12 protein-coding genes are annotated in these 13,297 nt (G+C 71.7%); 5 read left to right on the forward strand and 7 right to left on the reverse strand.

Annotated elements, in window-relative coordinates; genetic code table 11:
• Nucleotides 1-192, reverse strand: a complete 192-nt coding sequence (locus tag AC5L3X_RS14205) for a hypothetical protein (protein WP_189125246.1) — start codon at nucleotides 190-192, stop codon at nucleotides 1-3.
• A gap of 98 nt (nucleotides 193-290) precedes the next feature.
• Between AC5L3X_RS14205 and AC5L3X_RS14210 the strand changes: the two genes are divergently transcribed.
• Nucleotides 291-944 carry an HAD family hydrolase gene (locus AC5L3X_RS14210; protein WP_494857373.1) on the forward strand — a complete coding sequence of 218 codons (654 nt, stop codon included), beginning with the start codon at nucleotides 291-293 and terminating at the stop codon, nucleotides 942-944.
• On the opposite strand, the gene AC5L3X_RS14215 is transcribed toward AC5L3X_RS14210, so the two are convergent.
• A complete protein-coding gene (locus AC5L3X_RS14215; protein WP_494857374.1) occupies nucleotides 937-1,263 on the reverse strand; it encodes a DUF5709 domain-containing protein in 327 nt (108 codons plus the stop codon). The two genes, AC5L3X_RS14210 and AC5L3X_RS14215, sit on opposite strands and share 8 nt — an antisense overlap.
• Nucleotides 1,264-1,363: 100 nt before the next feature.
• Nucleotides 1,364-3,097 carry an ABC transporter ATP-binding protein gene (locus AC5L3X_RS14220; protein ID WP_494857375.1) on the reverse strand — a complete coding sequence of 578 codons (1,734 nt, stop codon included), beginning with the start codon at nucleotides 3,095-3,097 and terminating at the stop codon, nucleotides 1,364-1,366.
• A 71-nt stretch (nucleotides 3,098-3,168) separates the two neighbouring features.
• Here AC5L3X_RS14220 and AC5L3X_RS14225 point away from each other — a divergent pair, with 71 nt between their 5' ends.
• Nucleotides 3,169-3,642, forward strand: coding sequence for a MarR family winged helix-turn-helix transcriptional regulator (locus AC5L3X_RS14225; protein ID WP_494857376.1), 474 nt, complete (start codon nucleotides 3,169-3,171; stop codon nucleotides 3,640-3,642).
• Here AC5L3X_RS14225 and AC5L3X_RS14230 read toward each other — a convergent pair.
• Nucleotides 3,603-4,766, reverse strand: coding sequence for a PucR family transcriptional regulator (locus AC5L3X_RS14230; RefSeq protein ID WP_494857377.1), 1,164 nt, complete (start codon nucleotides 4,764-4,766; stop codon nucleotides 3,603-3,605). The genes AC5L3X_RS14225 and AC5L3X_RS14230 overlap by 40 nt on opposite strands.
• A 100-nt stretch (nucleotides 4,767-4,866) precedes the next feature.
• Between AC5L3X_RS14230 and AC5L3X_RS14235 the strand changes: the two genes are divergently transcribed.
• Together AC5L3X_RS14235 and AC5L3X_RS14240 are read left to right on the forward strand one after the other, a co-directional pair.
• The gene (locus tag AC5L3X_RS14235; protein ID WP_225263279.1) at nucleotides 4,867-6,972 is read left to right on the forward strand and encodes a M6 family metalloprotease domain-containing protein; all 2,106 of its coding nucleotides are present in this window, start codon (nucleotides 4,867-4,869) and stop codon (nucleotides 6,970-6,972) included.
• A 114-nt stretch (nucleotides 6,973-7,086) separates the two neighbouring features.
• Nucleotides 7,087-9,402 carry a tetratricopeptide repeat protein gene (locus tag AC5L3X_RS14240; protein WP_494857378.1) on the forward strand — a complete coding sequence of 772 codons (2,316 nt, stop codon included), beginning with the start codon at nucleotides 7,087-7,089 and terminating at the stop codon, nucleotides 9,400-9,402.
• Here the strand turns inward: AC5L3X_RS14240 and AC5L3X_RS14245 are convergent.
• Nucleotides 9,383-10,159 (reverse strand): hypothetical protein, encoded by a 777-nt coding sequence (locus AC5L3X_RS14245; RefSeq protein ID WP_494857379.1) that lies wholly within the window; start codon nucleotides 10,157-10,159, stop codon nucleotides 9,383-9,385. The two genes, AC5L3X_RS14240 and AC5L3X_RS14245, sit on opposite strands and share 20 nt — an antisense overlap.
• A gap of 169 nt (nucleotides 10,160-10,328) precedes the next feature.
• Between AC5L3X_RS14245 and AC5L3X_RS14250 the strand changes: the two genes are divergently transcribed.
• A complete protein-coding gene (locus tag AC5L3X_RS14250; RefSeq protein ID WP_494857479.1) occupies nucleotides 10,329-11,111 on the forward strand; it encodes a tyrosine-protein phosphatase in 783 nt (260 codons plus the stop codon).
• 7 nt (nucleotides 11,112-11,118) lie between these two features.
• On the opposite strand, the gene AC5L3X_RS14255 is transcribed toward AC5L3X_RS14250, so the two are convergent.
• Both AC5L3X_RS14255 and AC5L3X_RS14260 read right to left on the reverse strand, forming a co-directional pair.
• Nucleotides 11,119-12,159: a Gfo/Idh/MocA family protein gene (locus tag AC5L3X_RS14255; protein WP_494857380.1), complete on the reverse strand. Its 1,041-nt coding sequence runs from the start codon at nucleotides 12,157-12,159 to the stop codon at nucleotides 11,119-11,121.
• 21 nt (nucleotides 12,160-12,180) lie between these two features.
• Nucleotides 12,181-13,080, reverse strand: a complete 900-nt coding sequence (locus tag AC5L3X_RS14260) for a proteasome assembly chaperone family protein (protein ID WP_494857381.1) — start codon at nucleotides 13,078-13,080, stop codon at nucleotides 12,181-12,183.
• Nucleotides 13,081-13,297: the final 217 nt, after the last annotated feature.

Consider the following 13,297-nt stretch of genomic DNA (forward strand, 5'->3'; position numbering starts at 1 on the left):
TCAGTTGGGTGTGGGCCACCAGGTGGGCAGCGCTTCGCCGTGCGTCTCCGGGATCCGCTCACCCGGCCGCCGGTTCACGCCGCGCTTGATCACCTTCAGCAGGTCGGCGGTGTAGTCGTGCCAGACGTCCTCGTCGGCGGTCGCCGGCAGGTCGTCGAGCTGTCCGTCCTTGGTGTCGCCCTCTCGTGGCATGGAACATCCCCCTTCATGGTCAAGCGACCGATTCGATCCCCGGTCGAGTGATTCAGTACGGATCCGTACAGTGGGGGGACGCACGAGTGGGGGGTTCGATGATCAAGGCAGTGGTGTTCGACGTCGGCGAGACGCTCATCGACGAGACGCGCATCTGGTCGCGCTGGGCCGACCGCCTGGGAGTGAGCAGGTTCGTGATGATGGGAGCGCTCGGCGGGATGGCCGCCCTTGATCGTTCCCACCGCGAGGCGTTCGAGCTGGTCCGGCCCGGTCTCGACATCACCGCCGAGCTGGCGGCCTGGGAGCGCGACGAGCCCGACGGCCTGCGCAACCACTTCGACGCCGACGACCTCTACCCCGACGTCCGCGAGGCGCTGGCCGCGCTGCGCGCGGCCGGGCAGCAGGTGATCGTCGCCGGCAACCAGCCCGTCCGGGCCTACGACGCGCTGGTCGCCATGGACCTTCCGGTCGACTCGGTGCACACCTCCGAGGGCTGGGGCGTGTCCAAGCCCGCGGCCGAGTTCTTCGCCAAGGTCGCCGCGATCGCGGGCAGGGAGCCCGCCGAGATCCTCTACGTCGGCGACCGGCTCGACAACGACGTGCTGCCCGCGGCCAGGGCGGGCATGCGGACGGCGCTGCTGCGCCGGGGGCCGTGGGGTCATCTGCACGCCGAGCGGCCGCAGGCGAAGGCCGCCGACCTGATCGTCGACGACCTGCCCGCCCTGCTGCCCGCCCTCGCGGGTCTCACCTGATCTCGTCATCGGGTTCGACGTAGATCGCGCGTTCCTCGGCTGAGAGGTCGCCGGAGTCGTCGCCCCAGTCCTGGCCGATCTCGTCCGGCTCCTCGTCGGGGGCCAGACCCTCGTCGGGCTGGGTGAGCCGGTGTCCCGGCCGCGGCGCCGGCCTCTCCCGGTCGGGCTTCTCCCGCCACAGCCGTTCGTCGAGGGTGTCCTCGTGACGCGGATCGTCACCCTCGATGCGATGCGCCCGGCCGAGGTCGTCGGTCCACTCCTCGACCTCGATCTCCTGCTCGTCCGCCAGGCCGTGTCTGTCCGGAGGCTGTTCGGTCATACCCGTCCTCTTACCCAGGAGCCTGCCGAAAACCTGGGATTTGGTCTCCCCTGGATCTTCGACGACTCTTCCTTGTCCATCCGGGGCGCGGCCGGGGACGTCACACCAGTTCGAGCGGGCGGTCCCTGCTCACCAGGGCGGCGTAGTGGCCGCCGAGGGCCAGCAGGTCGTCGTGGGTGCCGCGCTCCACGACCCGGCCGTGGTCCAGGACGACGATCTGGCCGGCGTCGCGGATCGTGGACAGGCGGTGCGCGATCGTGATCGTGGTGCGGCCCCTCGCGAGCGTGTCCAGTGCCTCCTGTACGGCCCGCTCGGTCTGTGTGTCGAGGGCGCTGGTGGCCTCGTCGAGGACGAGCACCGGCGGGTTGCGCAGGATGGTCCGGGCGATGGCCAGGCGCTGCTTCTCGCCGCCGGAGAAGCGGTAGCCGCGCTCGCCCACCAGCGTGTCGTAGCCGTCGGGCAGCGAGACGATGTGGTCGTGGATGCGGGCGGCCCGGGCGGCCGCCTCCAACTCCTCGTCGGTGGCCGTGGGGTCGGCGAAGCGGAGGTTGTCGGCGATGGAGGCGTGGAAGAGGTACGTCTCCTGGGAGACCACGCCGACCGTGCGGGCCAGTGACTCGAAGGTGAGCTCGCGGACGTCGACGCCGTCGATCGTGACCCGGCCGCCCGTGACGTCGTACAGCCGGGGCAGCAGGTAGCTGAGCGTGGTCTTGCCCGACCCGGTCTCGCCGACGACCGCCAGGCTGGTGCCCGCCGGGACGGTGATGTCCACGCCGGTGAGCGTGGGCGCCTCGCCGTAGGCGAAGTCGACGTTCTCGTAGCGGACCTCGCCGCGCACGCCGGTCAGCGTGCGGGGGCCGGGGTGGATGTCCACGGGTAGGTCGAGGTACTCGAAGATGCGGCCGAACAGCGCCAGCGAGCTCTGCACCTCGACGCCGAGCCGCAGCAGCGAGACGGTGGGCCTGAACAGGCCCGCCTGCAGCGTGGTGAAGGCCACCAGGGTGCCGACGGAGATGGCGCCGGTGTGGCCGACCGCCCAGTAGATCACCGCGGGCATCGCGGCCATGACGATCTGGATCGACGACTGCCGCCACCGTCCGGCCATGCTGGAGCGGACGCCCAGGTCGGCGAGCTCGTCCGAGGCGGCGGCGAAGCGGCGGGACAGCTCGGGGGAGCGGCCCATCGTGCGGCCGAGCAGGATGCCGCTGATCGACAGCGACTCCTGGACCATGGAGGAGATCACGGCCAGTTTCCGCTGCCGCTCGGAGGTGATCCGCTTGCGCTCGGCGCCGACCTTGCGGCTGATCCACACGAAGACCGGCAGCAGCAGCAGTGAGATCGCGGTCAGCCGCCAGTCGAGCGCGACCATGGCGACGACCGTGGCCAGGACGGTGGTGAGGTTGGAGATGAGGGAGGTGGCGGTGGAGGTGACGACCGACTGCATGCCGCCGATGTCGTTGGCGATGCGCGACTGCACCTCGCCGGTCCTGGTGCGGGTGAAAAACGCCAGCGACATGCGCTGCAGGTGGCCGTAGACGGCGGTGCGCAGGTCGTGCATGACGCGCTGGCCGACGGTGGTCGACACCAGCGTCTGGACCACGTCGAAAACGCTCGTGGTGACCGCGACCAGGATCATGCCCAGCGCGAGCAGCGCCAGCAGGCCGGTGTCGCGCGCCGGGATGGCCGTGTCCAGCACCTCGCGCAGCAGGAACGGCGAGGCCAGCGACACCAGCGACGACAGCAGGATGAGACAGCCGACCACGGCCAGGCGGCCCCGGTAGGCGCGGAAGAGGCGGACGATGCGCCGCAGCGGGGCGCGTGGTTCCTCGGCCAAGCAGCCGCTCCTTTCAGATGTTCGCTCTAACAGAGGTTAGCTCATATTTGTTCCGCCATTAGGCTTGGCCCATGGACGACGTGGAGCTCTCCGAGCTCATGCACCTGGTCGGCCGCCGGTTGCGGCATGGCTATCTGCATCGGCTGGAGCCGCTCGGCCTGAGTCCCGGTCAGGCGCGGGCGCTGCGCGTGCTCATCGACGCCGACCGGCCCCTGCGGATGGTGCGGCTCGCCGACGAGCTGAGGATCGTGCCGCGCTCCGTCACCCCCGTCGTCGACGCGCTCGAAGCGGCCGGGCTGGTACGCCGGGAGATCGATCCGGCCAACCGGCGCTCGACCCTGCTGGTCGTCACGCCGGAGGGGCACAAGGTCCACGAACGTGCCCGCGAGGCCCGCAGGCAGGCGGGCCAGGAGCTCTTCGCGGTGCTCTCGGCCGAGCAGCGCGACCAGCTCAAGGAGCTGCTGGCCGCCGTGGACGCCCAGTTCGGGCCGGCCCCGGTGCCCGGTCAGGCGGGCGTCACCGGGCGCGAGTCGCGGGGCAGGTAGCGGCCGGACAGCCGGGCCAGCTTGAGGCTGAGGTGTAGGGCCAGCCGCTCGCCGCCGTCCTTCAGATCCGTACGGGCCAGCTCCTCCACGCGGCGCAGCCGGTAATACAGAGAGGTGCGGTGCAGCCGCAGCGCCCGCGAGGTGGCGACGGCGCTGCCGGCCAGGTCCAGATAGGTCTCCAGGGTCTCCAGCAGCGGCAGGTGGTGCTCGTCGGCGAGCAGCGGTTCGAGGCCGGGGTGCAGTTCGTACGGCGACAGGTGGGTCAGCATCCGATAGACGCCGAGCCGGCTCCACTCCAGCGAGCGGCCGAGGCCGGGCACCCGGGCGGCGACCTCCGCCGCGTGCCTGGCCTCGGTGTAGGACGCGGCCGCCGTGGTCAGCGCCGGCCGGGGCCGCCCGACCCCCACGGTGACCGGCACGGACATCGCCCCGTGCAGCTCGTCGGGCGAGACGGCGGGCCCGGCGGTGAGCAGCACGGCGTGGTCGTAGCGCACGAGGTGCAGCGGGTGGTGCCCGCTCAGCCGCCGCCGTAGCGCCAGCAGCCCCTGCTCCAGGGCCAGTCTGAGGGCCTCGTCCGGCTCGGGGGCCAGCGGCCTGGCCACGAGTACGGTCACCGGCTGGGCCTGGGGGAAGGCGCCGGCCTCGATCAGCTGGCGGGCCGCGTCGCGCTCGCCGAGCAGGAGCCCCGTCACCGCCTCCAGCTCCCGGTGCGAGGCCAGGCCGATGGCCAGGCTCTCGTGGTAGAGCGCCAGGGCCAGCGCGGGGGCCGCCGCCGCGGCCTCGGCGACCTGCGCGTCCGGCATCGCCGGTTCGGCGTCGATGAACCAGAGGAATCCGAGCAGCCCGGCCTCGTGGCGTACCGGGACGCAGACGCGGGGGAGCAGGCCGAGGTGCGGCGCGCCCGGGGTGCGCAGCGGGAGGGCCGCGCCGTCGATGCCCGCGGCGCGCAGCCACTGGCGCACCTCCGGCGTGGTGTGCCTGCGCAGGATCGAGTCGCGGCGGATGTCGTCCATGGCGCCGCTCTGCTCGCTGTAGGCGATGACCCGTTGCAGGTGGTCCTCGAGCAGCAGCGGCCGGTCGAGGCGCGCCGCGAGCTCGTCCACGGTCCGCTGGAGGTCCGCCACAACTCACCTGGTTATTTCAACAAATGTCGGAGATACAGCTACGGGTCTTCCCTACAGCTGACCGGTGATCTCTGTCAATATCGCCTATACCGTCCCATTGGTGAATGCCCCGAAGAAGCTGTTGAAAGGCCTGCTGGCAGCCCTCGTGCTGATCCCGCTGAGTTTGACGGCCACACCCGCTTCCGCAGCGCCCCCCGCGGAGGATCCCGAACACCCCTGGCGGCAGAAGCACTGGCCGCAGACCCAGCCCTGGCAGCGCGACGCGCCCGCCGACGCCCAGGCCCTGCGCGGTCGCCCCGTCGCGGACATCAAGCCCATCGACCCGCAGAACTGGGAGAACCCCGACCACATGACGTGGGCGGACTACAAGAAGCCGCCCGGCACCAACTGGAACGACCCGTCGGTCAAGGGCTCGCAGCGCACCTTCAAGGGCGCGCTCGTCCTGCTCGACTACCCCAACCAGGAGTTCGTCGTCACCCAGCCCAAGGGCTCGACGATCTTCGGCAACCCGAGCGCCGAGGCCCACGACATCCCCCGCGACCAGGTCGCCCGGTTCTACCAGGACTTCCTCAACACCCCGAACGAGCTGAACAAGGGGCACACCATCCATGAGTACTGGATGGAGGACTCCGGCGGCCGCATCGGCGTGGATTTGACCGGCTTCGGCCCGTACACCATGCCGGGCAAGGACCATGAGTACGCCATGGAGTATCAGCGCAACGCCTGCCCCAGCGGCGACACCTGCAACCGCAACCTGCGCACCGACGGCAACGCGGCGTGGATCGCCGCCGTCGGTGAGGAGGTCGCCGCGCAGTTCGACTTCATCTTCTACGTCAGCGCCGGCCAGGACGAGTCGTCCACCTGGCAGGAGTTCGGCATGATGAAGTTCCCCACCAAGGAGGACGTGACCGACGAGTTCGGCCCGCCCGACCCGGCGCTGCCCAACTGGTCCGCCACCCGCTACGTCGACTGGACCTCGTGGCAGGCCGGCTCCACCTTCTGGCCCAACGCCCGCTTCGGCGTCGACTCGGTGCAGGCCGAGAGCTCCGGGATGTCGGTGTACGCCCACGAGCTGAGCCACATCATGGGCATCGCCGACAACTACAACAACCCGTACGGCGTGCCACTGCGCCGGGCCTACTCCGGCATCTGGGAGATGCTCAGCCGCGGCACCTTCAACGGCCCCGGCGGCCCGCACAGCCGCTGGCTCATCCCGCCCACCGCCGGCTCCTCCATGGGCTCCCAGCACATGCTGCGCAACAAGATCAAACTCCAGATGGTCGACCAGGCCAACGTGCTGAACCTCTCCCGTGACGCGCTCGACGAGTCCGGCCTGGTGACCGCCAGGGTGACCGCCCGGGCGGTGCAGCCGGGACCGAACGGGCTGATGGGCCTCAACATCGCCTTCGGCTCCGGTGACAAGAGTCCCGCCTGCGACACGGCGACCAACCCGCTGTGCGACGGCGGCGGCTACGACAACTACACCGTCGAGGTCGTCGACCGGGTCGGCACCGACTCCTTCACCCCCGACTCCGGAGTGCTGCTGGCCAAGACCAAGGACCAGGACCGGTCGCCGTTCATCTGGGTGGTCGACGCCAACCCGCAGGACATCGGGATGACCGACTACGTGCTGCCCGACGGCACCGAGGTGCCCATCACCATGGGCGACTACCGCCAGCTGTCCGACGCGCTCTTCCACGCGGGCACCGACTCGGGCAGCGAGTACGAGTACGTCGACGAGGCCAACCGCCTGCACTTCTACGTCACCGACCTGAAGCGTGGCCGCGACGGCACGCTGTCCTACACGGTCGCCGTCCGCTCCCTCGATGGGGCGGGCCCGCAGAAGCGTGGCGTCCGGCTGCTGCCCGCCGCCGGAGTCCCTGCCGGCAAGGGCGTGTCCACCTGCACGTTCCCGCTGTTCAACACCGGTAGGGCGGCCCCCGCACAGGGGCAGCACCCCGAGGACGTCAGCGCCTACCTCAACACCGACGTCTACCGGCTCAAGGCCGAGGCCCGGGGCAAGGGCTGGACCGCCCAGCTGCCCAACGCGCTGGCCTCCGTCGACTTCGGCAAGCACGCGACGGTCACGGTCAACGCCGTGCGCGAGGCGGGCGGCGCCCGGCTCGGGAAGATCGAACTCACCGCCACCTCGGAGAGCGACCCGAGCAAGACGGTGACGGCCACCTGTCACGTGGTCGGCCTGTAGGCGAACGACGGGGTACGGCCGGCGCGGGCCGTACCCCGTCGTTTCGACTACCCTGGAGGGGGTGTTTCGTTGACGGGGCAGTCGCCAGACCGCCCGCGACCTCGGCGCCGCAAGGTGCCACTGGCCGCGCCCGTGGCGGCGGGGCTCGCCGCGGCGGCCGCCAGCATCCTGGCGGCGTCGGTCGAGTGGGAGATCCCGCCCCTCGCCAAGGTCGGCGTGACGGCCGTCGCCGCGATTCTCGTGGGACTCACCACCTGGGCCACGACCGAGGTCCGGCCCAGGCGGGCCGCCCTGGAGGAGCCCTCCTCCCGCGCGCCCGACCAGTGGCCACCCGCCCCCGAGCACTTCACCGGACGTGCCGAGGCGCTCGCCGACCTGCGTGGCGTCGACGCTCCGGTCCGCCCGGAAGAGGTGCTGACCGGGTTCCTGCGGGCGCTCGGCGTCCGGCTGACCACCGATCCGGGCGGGCTCGACGAGCTGCGCAGGCTCTGGCTCACCTGGACCAAGGGCCGCGGCATCCTCATCGGCCTGGACAACGCGCACGGCCCCGAGCAGGTCAAGCCGCTCATCCCCGCCGAGCCCGGCTGCGCGGTGCTGGTCACGTCACGCCAGCCGTTGTTCCTCAACGGCACCCACGACACCCGCCTCGGCGTGTTCAGCGAGGCGCCCGGGGTCGAACTGCTGGCCAGGCTCGCCGGAGGCGCCCGCGTGGTCGACGACCTCGACTCGGCCAAGGAGATCGTCCGGACCTGCGACTACCTGCCGCTGGCGATCAACATCTGCGGCGCCCGGCTGGCCACCCGCGAGCAGTGGACGCTGCGCGAGATGGCCGGCCGGCTGGCCGACGAGCGTCGCCGCCTCGACCAGCTGGAGCTGGCGCCCACCCTCGACAAGAGCGTCCGCGCGTCCGTGCAGCTCAGCTACGACGACTGCACCGGCATGCAGCGCCGCCTGCTGCGCCGGCTGTCCACGCTCACCTCGCCCGACGTGCCGAGCTGGGTGGCGGGCGAGCTGCTCGACATCTCCGGGCTCGACGGCGCCGACCAGCTGGAGGCGCTGATCGACGCCCAGCTCGCCGAGTGCTCCGGCGCCGACCAGACGGGTACGCTCCGCTACCGCCTGCACGACCTGGTCCGCGTCTTCGCCGCCGAGCTGGCCGACCACGACGGCGAGGAGCGGCGCCGGGCCGCGATCGAACGCGTCCTGTCCGGCTACCGCCGCCGCGCGGAGGCCGCGGCGCAGGATCGCTGGCCCCAGGACTGGAGCAGGGGAGGCCGGCGCACCAGCGCCGAGGGGCAGGTGCACGCCGGCGACTGGCTCAACGCCGAACGCCTCGCCCTGATCGCCATGATCAAGCTGGCCAGCCGGCTGGAGCTGTGGGAGCTGACCGGGGGCCTGGCCCGCGCGTTCTGCTCGCTGTGCCATTCGCTGCGCGCCTACTGGGCCGACTGGGACGAGGTCTCCACGCTCGGCTGCGAGGCCGCGCGGCGCACCGGTGACCGGCGGGCGCTGGGCATCGCGCTGCTCGACCGCGCCGCCGTACAAGGTGGGCTCGGGGCGCACGAGCAGGGGCGGGCCGGCGCCGAGTCGGCGCTGGAGATCTTCACCGAGCTGGGCGAGTCGTGGTGGGCGGCCCGGGCGATGCGCACGGTCGGCATGTCCCTGTTCTCCGACGGTCACCTCGACCGCGCGCAGGACTACCTGATCGGCGCGATCACCGCCTTCAAGGGCGAGGACGACCTGTGGTGGATGGCCCGCACCCAGCGCAACCTCGCCGAGATGCGGCTGGCCGAACGTCGTCCCGAGGAGGCCCGGCAGCTCCTGGAGGACGCACTGGCGGTGTTCGAGCGCTACGGCAACCGCTACTCCGAGGCGCAGACGCTGCGCGCCTACGGTGAGGTGCTCGCCGCCCAGGCCTGCGGCCTGAGACGGGGCGGCGACCACCGCGCCGCGCTCGACGGCTTCGCCAGGGCCGGCTTCAGCCTCGACCGGGCGGCCGGCATGTTCCGGCAGCGCGGCGAGCTGTGGGAGGAGGCCCGCTGCCTGCGCGCGGCGGGCGAGGTCGGCGACCCGGCCAACGGGCTGCGCGAGCTCGACTTCGTACGGCGCGCCGAGGAGATCCTGACGGCCCTCGGCGACTCGTGGGGCGTGGCCCGCACCGCGCTGTCCGCCGGCCGGGCGCTCGCCCGGCTGGGCCGGATCGAGGAGTCCGAGCGCGAGCTGCGCCGAGCCGTCCACGCCTTCGAAGAGCTGGACGACCGGTGGTGGATGGCGCTGAGCCTGCGCCACCTCGGCGAGGCCCACCTCGACGCGGGCGGCCCGAGCGCCGCCGTCCACCCGCTGGAGCAGGCCAGGGAGATCTATCGCAGCCTCGGCAACAACGCCGGCCTGCGCCGGACCCTGGAGCTGCTCAAGCGGACGGAGGCCTGAGCAGCTCGCCCGCGGTCCGCCGGGCCTGGCCGATGCTCTCCTCGAACAACCTGCGCACGTGCCGGGCCTGCTCGCCCAGCTCCCTGATGCGCTCGTCCGCCACCTCGTCGCGCACGGTCTCGGCGATCAGCTCCTGGTAGTCGGGGGTGCGCGCGGCCAGCGCCTCCAGCCGCTGGTGCGCGTGGTAGACCTGGTCGGCCCGCATCACCTGTTTGGCGTACTCCTCCAGGCGGCGGACCCGTTTCGACAGCGACGTCCAGGCGGCGTCGAGCGCCGTGCTGTAGGGCTTGAAGGCGTCCTCCAGGCCCGACGGCAGCTCGCGCGGGACCAGCCGGCGGTGCTCATGGTGCATGGCCGACAGCCGCGACAGCCGCTGGGCGATCTGCCACACCTCCTCCGGCAGCGTCACCTGGTTGTCGATGGTGTCGATCAGCCCGGCCCGGTGCACCCGCGAGGCGAGGACCCTGCCGACCGCGTCCTGGGCCCGGCTCAGCAGCATCTGGCAGGGGTAGTCGAGGTCCTCGGGCAGCACGTAGCGCGCGGCGTGCTCGGTGGCGAGCCGCAGGAGCCTCCTGTTCGTCCGCTTGGAGGCGTCGACGGCCAGCCAGCGCATCAGCGCGATGAGGCCGATGCCGGCGGCGGCCACGACCGTGGCCGTGGTGTCGGTCAGTATCCAGACGAGCAGCAGGAAGCCGGGCAGGAAGACGAGCAGTTCGAGATGGTACGAGGGCTTGATCCGCCAGCCGGTTCTGGCCATGCGGAGCACCTCCGGACTGGATCGCAGCTGGATCGATATCTCCGGTGGCAGCGATGGATCTATCACCAGCCGCGGGGGCAGAGCACGCGGATCCATAGGTTCATGCTGCGTTAAGAACCTCGAATCCGCTCATTTTCAGCGGACATATAGGGTCGCATCGATGAACGCGATGACGAGATGGATAGACCTGGAAGGCGCCGTCAACGTCCGTGACCTGGGAGGGCTGCCCACCACTGATGGTGGAACCACCCGTTATGGCCGGATTTTTCGCGCAGACAATCTCCAGGGGCTCACGCATGGCGATGTGTCACGACTGGTCAGCGAACTCAAGCTGCGCCACGTCGTCGACCTTCGCTCCACCGCCGAGGTCACCCTCGAAGGTCCCGGCCCGCTGGCCCGCGTCCCCGAGGTGACCCACCACCACCTGACCCTGTTCGCCGAGGGCGGCAGGCACACCGACGTCGAGGCCGACACCGTCGACCTCGACCGGGTGCTGCCCTGGCAGGAGCGCCGGCTGGACGAGGACCTGCGGATGACCGGCTTCTACTACGGCTACCTGCGCGACCGGCCGGACGCGGTCGTCGCGGCGCTGCGCGCGATGGCGCTCACCGACGGAGCCGCCGTGGTCCACTGCGCGGCCGGCAAGGACCGCACCGGCGTGCTGTCGGCGCTCGCGCTGGAGGTGGCGGGCGCCACCAGGCAGGCGATCGTCGAGGACTACGCGGCCACCGGGGAACGGCTGGAGCTGGTGCTGCGCCGGCTGCGGGGGAGCGCCACCTACCGCGACGACCTCGACTCACGGCCGGCCGACGACCACATGCCGAGGCCGAGGTACATCGAGCAGTTCCTGGGCGTGCTCGACGACCGCTTCGGCGGGCCGCGCGGCTGGCTGGCCCTGCACGGCTGGACCGACGACGACACCGACGCGGTGCGCTCCCGCCTGCGCGATTGACCTGGTCTCAGATCAGGTGCGTCACGATGCGCTGGGTGGCCGAGACGCGGGCCGCGTCGAGGACGGTCAGCGCGTCGACGACGCCGCCCGGGTCGACCGGCGGCGCCGCCCCCTCGCGCAGGCAGGCCACCACGCCCCGGTAGAAGTCGAGATAGCGGCCGGGCAGGGTGGGGACCGAGACGGCCTGCTCGCCGCTGCCGAGCGTGCCCCACAGGTCCTCGTCCTCCTCGCCGAACCCCGGCGTGGCGGGCGAGATCCCGGCTCGCAGCCGCCCCTCCTGCACGTCGAGACCGTGCTTCAGGTAGCCGGCGGCCGAGCCCAGCACCCGGAACCGGGGACCGGGCCGCGCGGCCATCGCGCTGGCCCACAGGTGGGAGCGAACGCCGCCGACGTGGGTGAGCGCCAGGAACGTGTCGTCGTCGGAGGCGACGCCCGCGCGCCGGACGTCGGTCTCGGCGTAGACCTCGCGGACCGGGCCGAACAGCTGGATCGCCTGGTCGACGAGATGGCTGCCCAGGTCGTAGAGCAGGCCGCCGAGCTCCTCGGCGCCGCCGGTCTCCCGCCAGCCGCCCTTGGGCGCCGGCCGCCAGCGCTCGAACCGGGACTCGAACCGCAGCACCTCGCCCAGCGCCCCGCCGTCCACCAGCTCGCGCACGGTCAGGTAGTCGCCGTCCCAGCGGCGGTTCTGGAACACGGTCAGCATGAGCCCCCGCTCGCGCGCGAGGGCGACCAGCGAGCGGGCCTCCTCGGCGCCGCCCGCGAGCGGCTTGTCGACCACGACCGGCTTGCCCCGGGTGAGCGCCTCGGTCGCCACCGGCCCGTGGGTGCGGTTGGGCGACGCGACGACCACCAGATCGCACCGGTCCCAGAGCAGCTCCACGTCGGGCACCGCCACGGCGGCGTACCGGCCGGCGACCTCGGCCGCCCGCGCCGGATCGCGGGTCACCACGGCCGCCAGCCGCAGCCCCGCGGTCGCCTCGATCAGCGGAGCGTGGAAGTGGGCTCCCGCGGTGCCGTAGCCGACCAGACCGACCTCGATCTCGCTCATCCGGTCAGGCTAGCGCGCCGTTCACTCGTCATCACGCTCGGCCAGAAAGCGCTCGAACTGCGCCGCCAGCTCGTCGCCGGTGGGCATCTGGCCGGGCTCGGCCATCAGGTTCTCGCGCTCGGCGCCGCCGGCGAACGCGTCGTACTGCTGCTCCAGCCCCTTGATCGCGGTCGACAGCTCGGTGGACGCCTGGATCTGTTCCTCGATCTCCGTCGTCGTACGCCGGGCGGCCTCGCGCAGCTCGTCCATGGGGAAGACCAGGCCGGTGCCCCGGGTGACCGCCTCCAGTGCGGTGACGGCGGCGTGGGGGTACTCGGCCTGAGACAGGTAGTGCGGCACGTGCACCGCGTAGCCCACCGCGTCGTGGCCCTCGGCTCCGAGGCGGAACTCGAGCAGGGCGGCCACGCTGCCCGGCACCTGAACCCTCCCGAACGAGCTGGTCTGTGAGTTGATCAGCTCGGGCCGGCTGGCGTGCATGGTGATGCCGAGCGGGCGGGTGTGGGGCACGGCCATCGGCACGCCGTGCATCGTGACGATCTTGCTGACGCCCAACCGGTCGAGCAGGGCGCCGACCGCCCTGGTGAACAGCTCCCACTCCCGGTCGGGCTCGGGGCCGGTCATGACGAGGAAAGGCGTGCCGGTGGTGTCGCGCAGGGTGTGGACGGTCAGGGCGGGGGTCTCGATCTCGACCCAGCGGTCGGTGTCGAAGGTCATGATGGGGCGGCGCGAGCGGTAGTCGAGCAGGCGGTCGACATCGAATGTCGCCACGACGCGGTGCTCCAGCTCGGCCAGCAGGTGGCCCAGCGCGAGGCGTCCGGCACCACCAGCGTCGACGAAACCGTCGAAGTGGTAGAGCAGCACCGGATCGGCCGGCTCGGGCACGTCGTCTGCGAGCTTGTAGAGATCCGTCGGGTCGAACACGGTTGGACAGCCTTTCCCTAGGTACTCTCTCCAGAACCTACGGCGAGCCGGAACGATTCCGTGCAGGGCACCTTATCTATCCCTGAGGGGAGGCGCGGACGGGGACCCGGAGCCGGAGGGGGTCGCCACCAGGGTGATCGCCCTGGCGAGGGGGTGAGACGGCATCGTGCGCGTGCCTGAGGGGCGGTGGGAAGGTCGTCGGCTCACCGACGACAAA

Source organism: Nonomuraea sp. CX421, from assembly GCF_059358955.1.

Coding starts and splice junctions, on each gene's coding strand:
- AC5L3X_RS14245 (WP_494857379.1), bottom strand. CDS start 10,159: ATGGCCAGAACCGGCTGGCGGATCAAGCCCTCGTACCATCTCGAACTG.
- AC5L3X_RS14225 (WP_494857376.1), top strand. CDS start 3,169: ATGGACGACGTGGAGCTCTCCGAGCTCATGCACCTGGTCGGCCGCCGG.
- AC5L3X_RS14250 (WP_494857479.1), top strand. CDS start 10,329: ATGACGAGATGGATAGACCTGGAAGGCGCCGTCAACGTCCGTGACCTG.
- AC5L3X_RS14205 (WP_189125246.1), bottom strand. CDS start 192: ATGCCACGAGAGGGCGACACCAAGGACGGACAGCTCGACGACCTGCCG.
- AC5L3X_RS14215 (WP_494857374.1), bottom strand. CDS start 1,263: ATGACCGAACAGCCTCCGGACAGACACGGCCTGGCGGACGAGCAGGAG.
- AC5L3X_RS14210 (WP_494857373.1), top strand. CDS start 291: ATGATCAAGGCAGTGGTGTTCGACGTCGGCGAGACGCTCATCGACGAG.
- AC5L3X_RS14255 (WP_494857380.1), bottom strand. CDS start 12,159: ATGAGCGAGATCGAGGTCGGTCTGGTCGGCTACGGCACCGCGGGAGCC.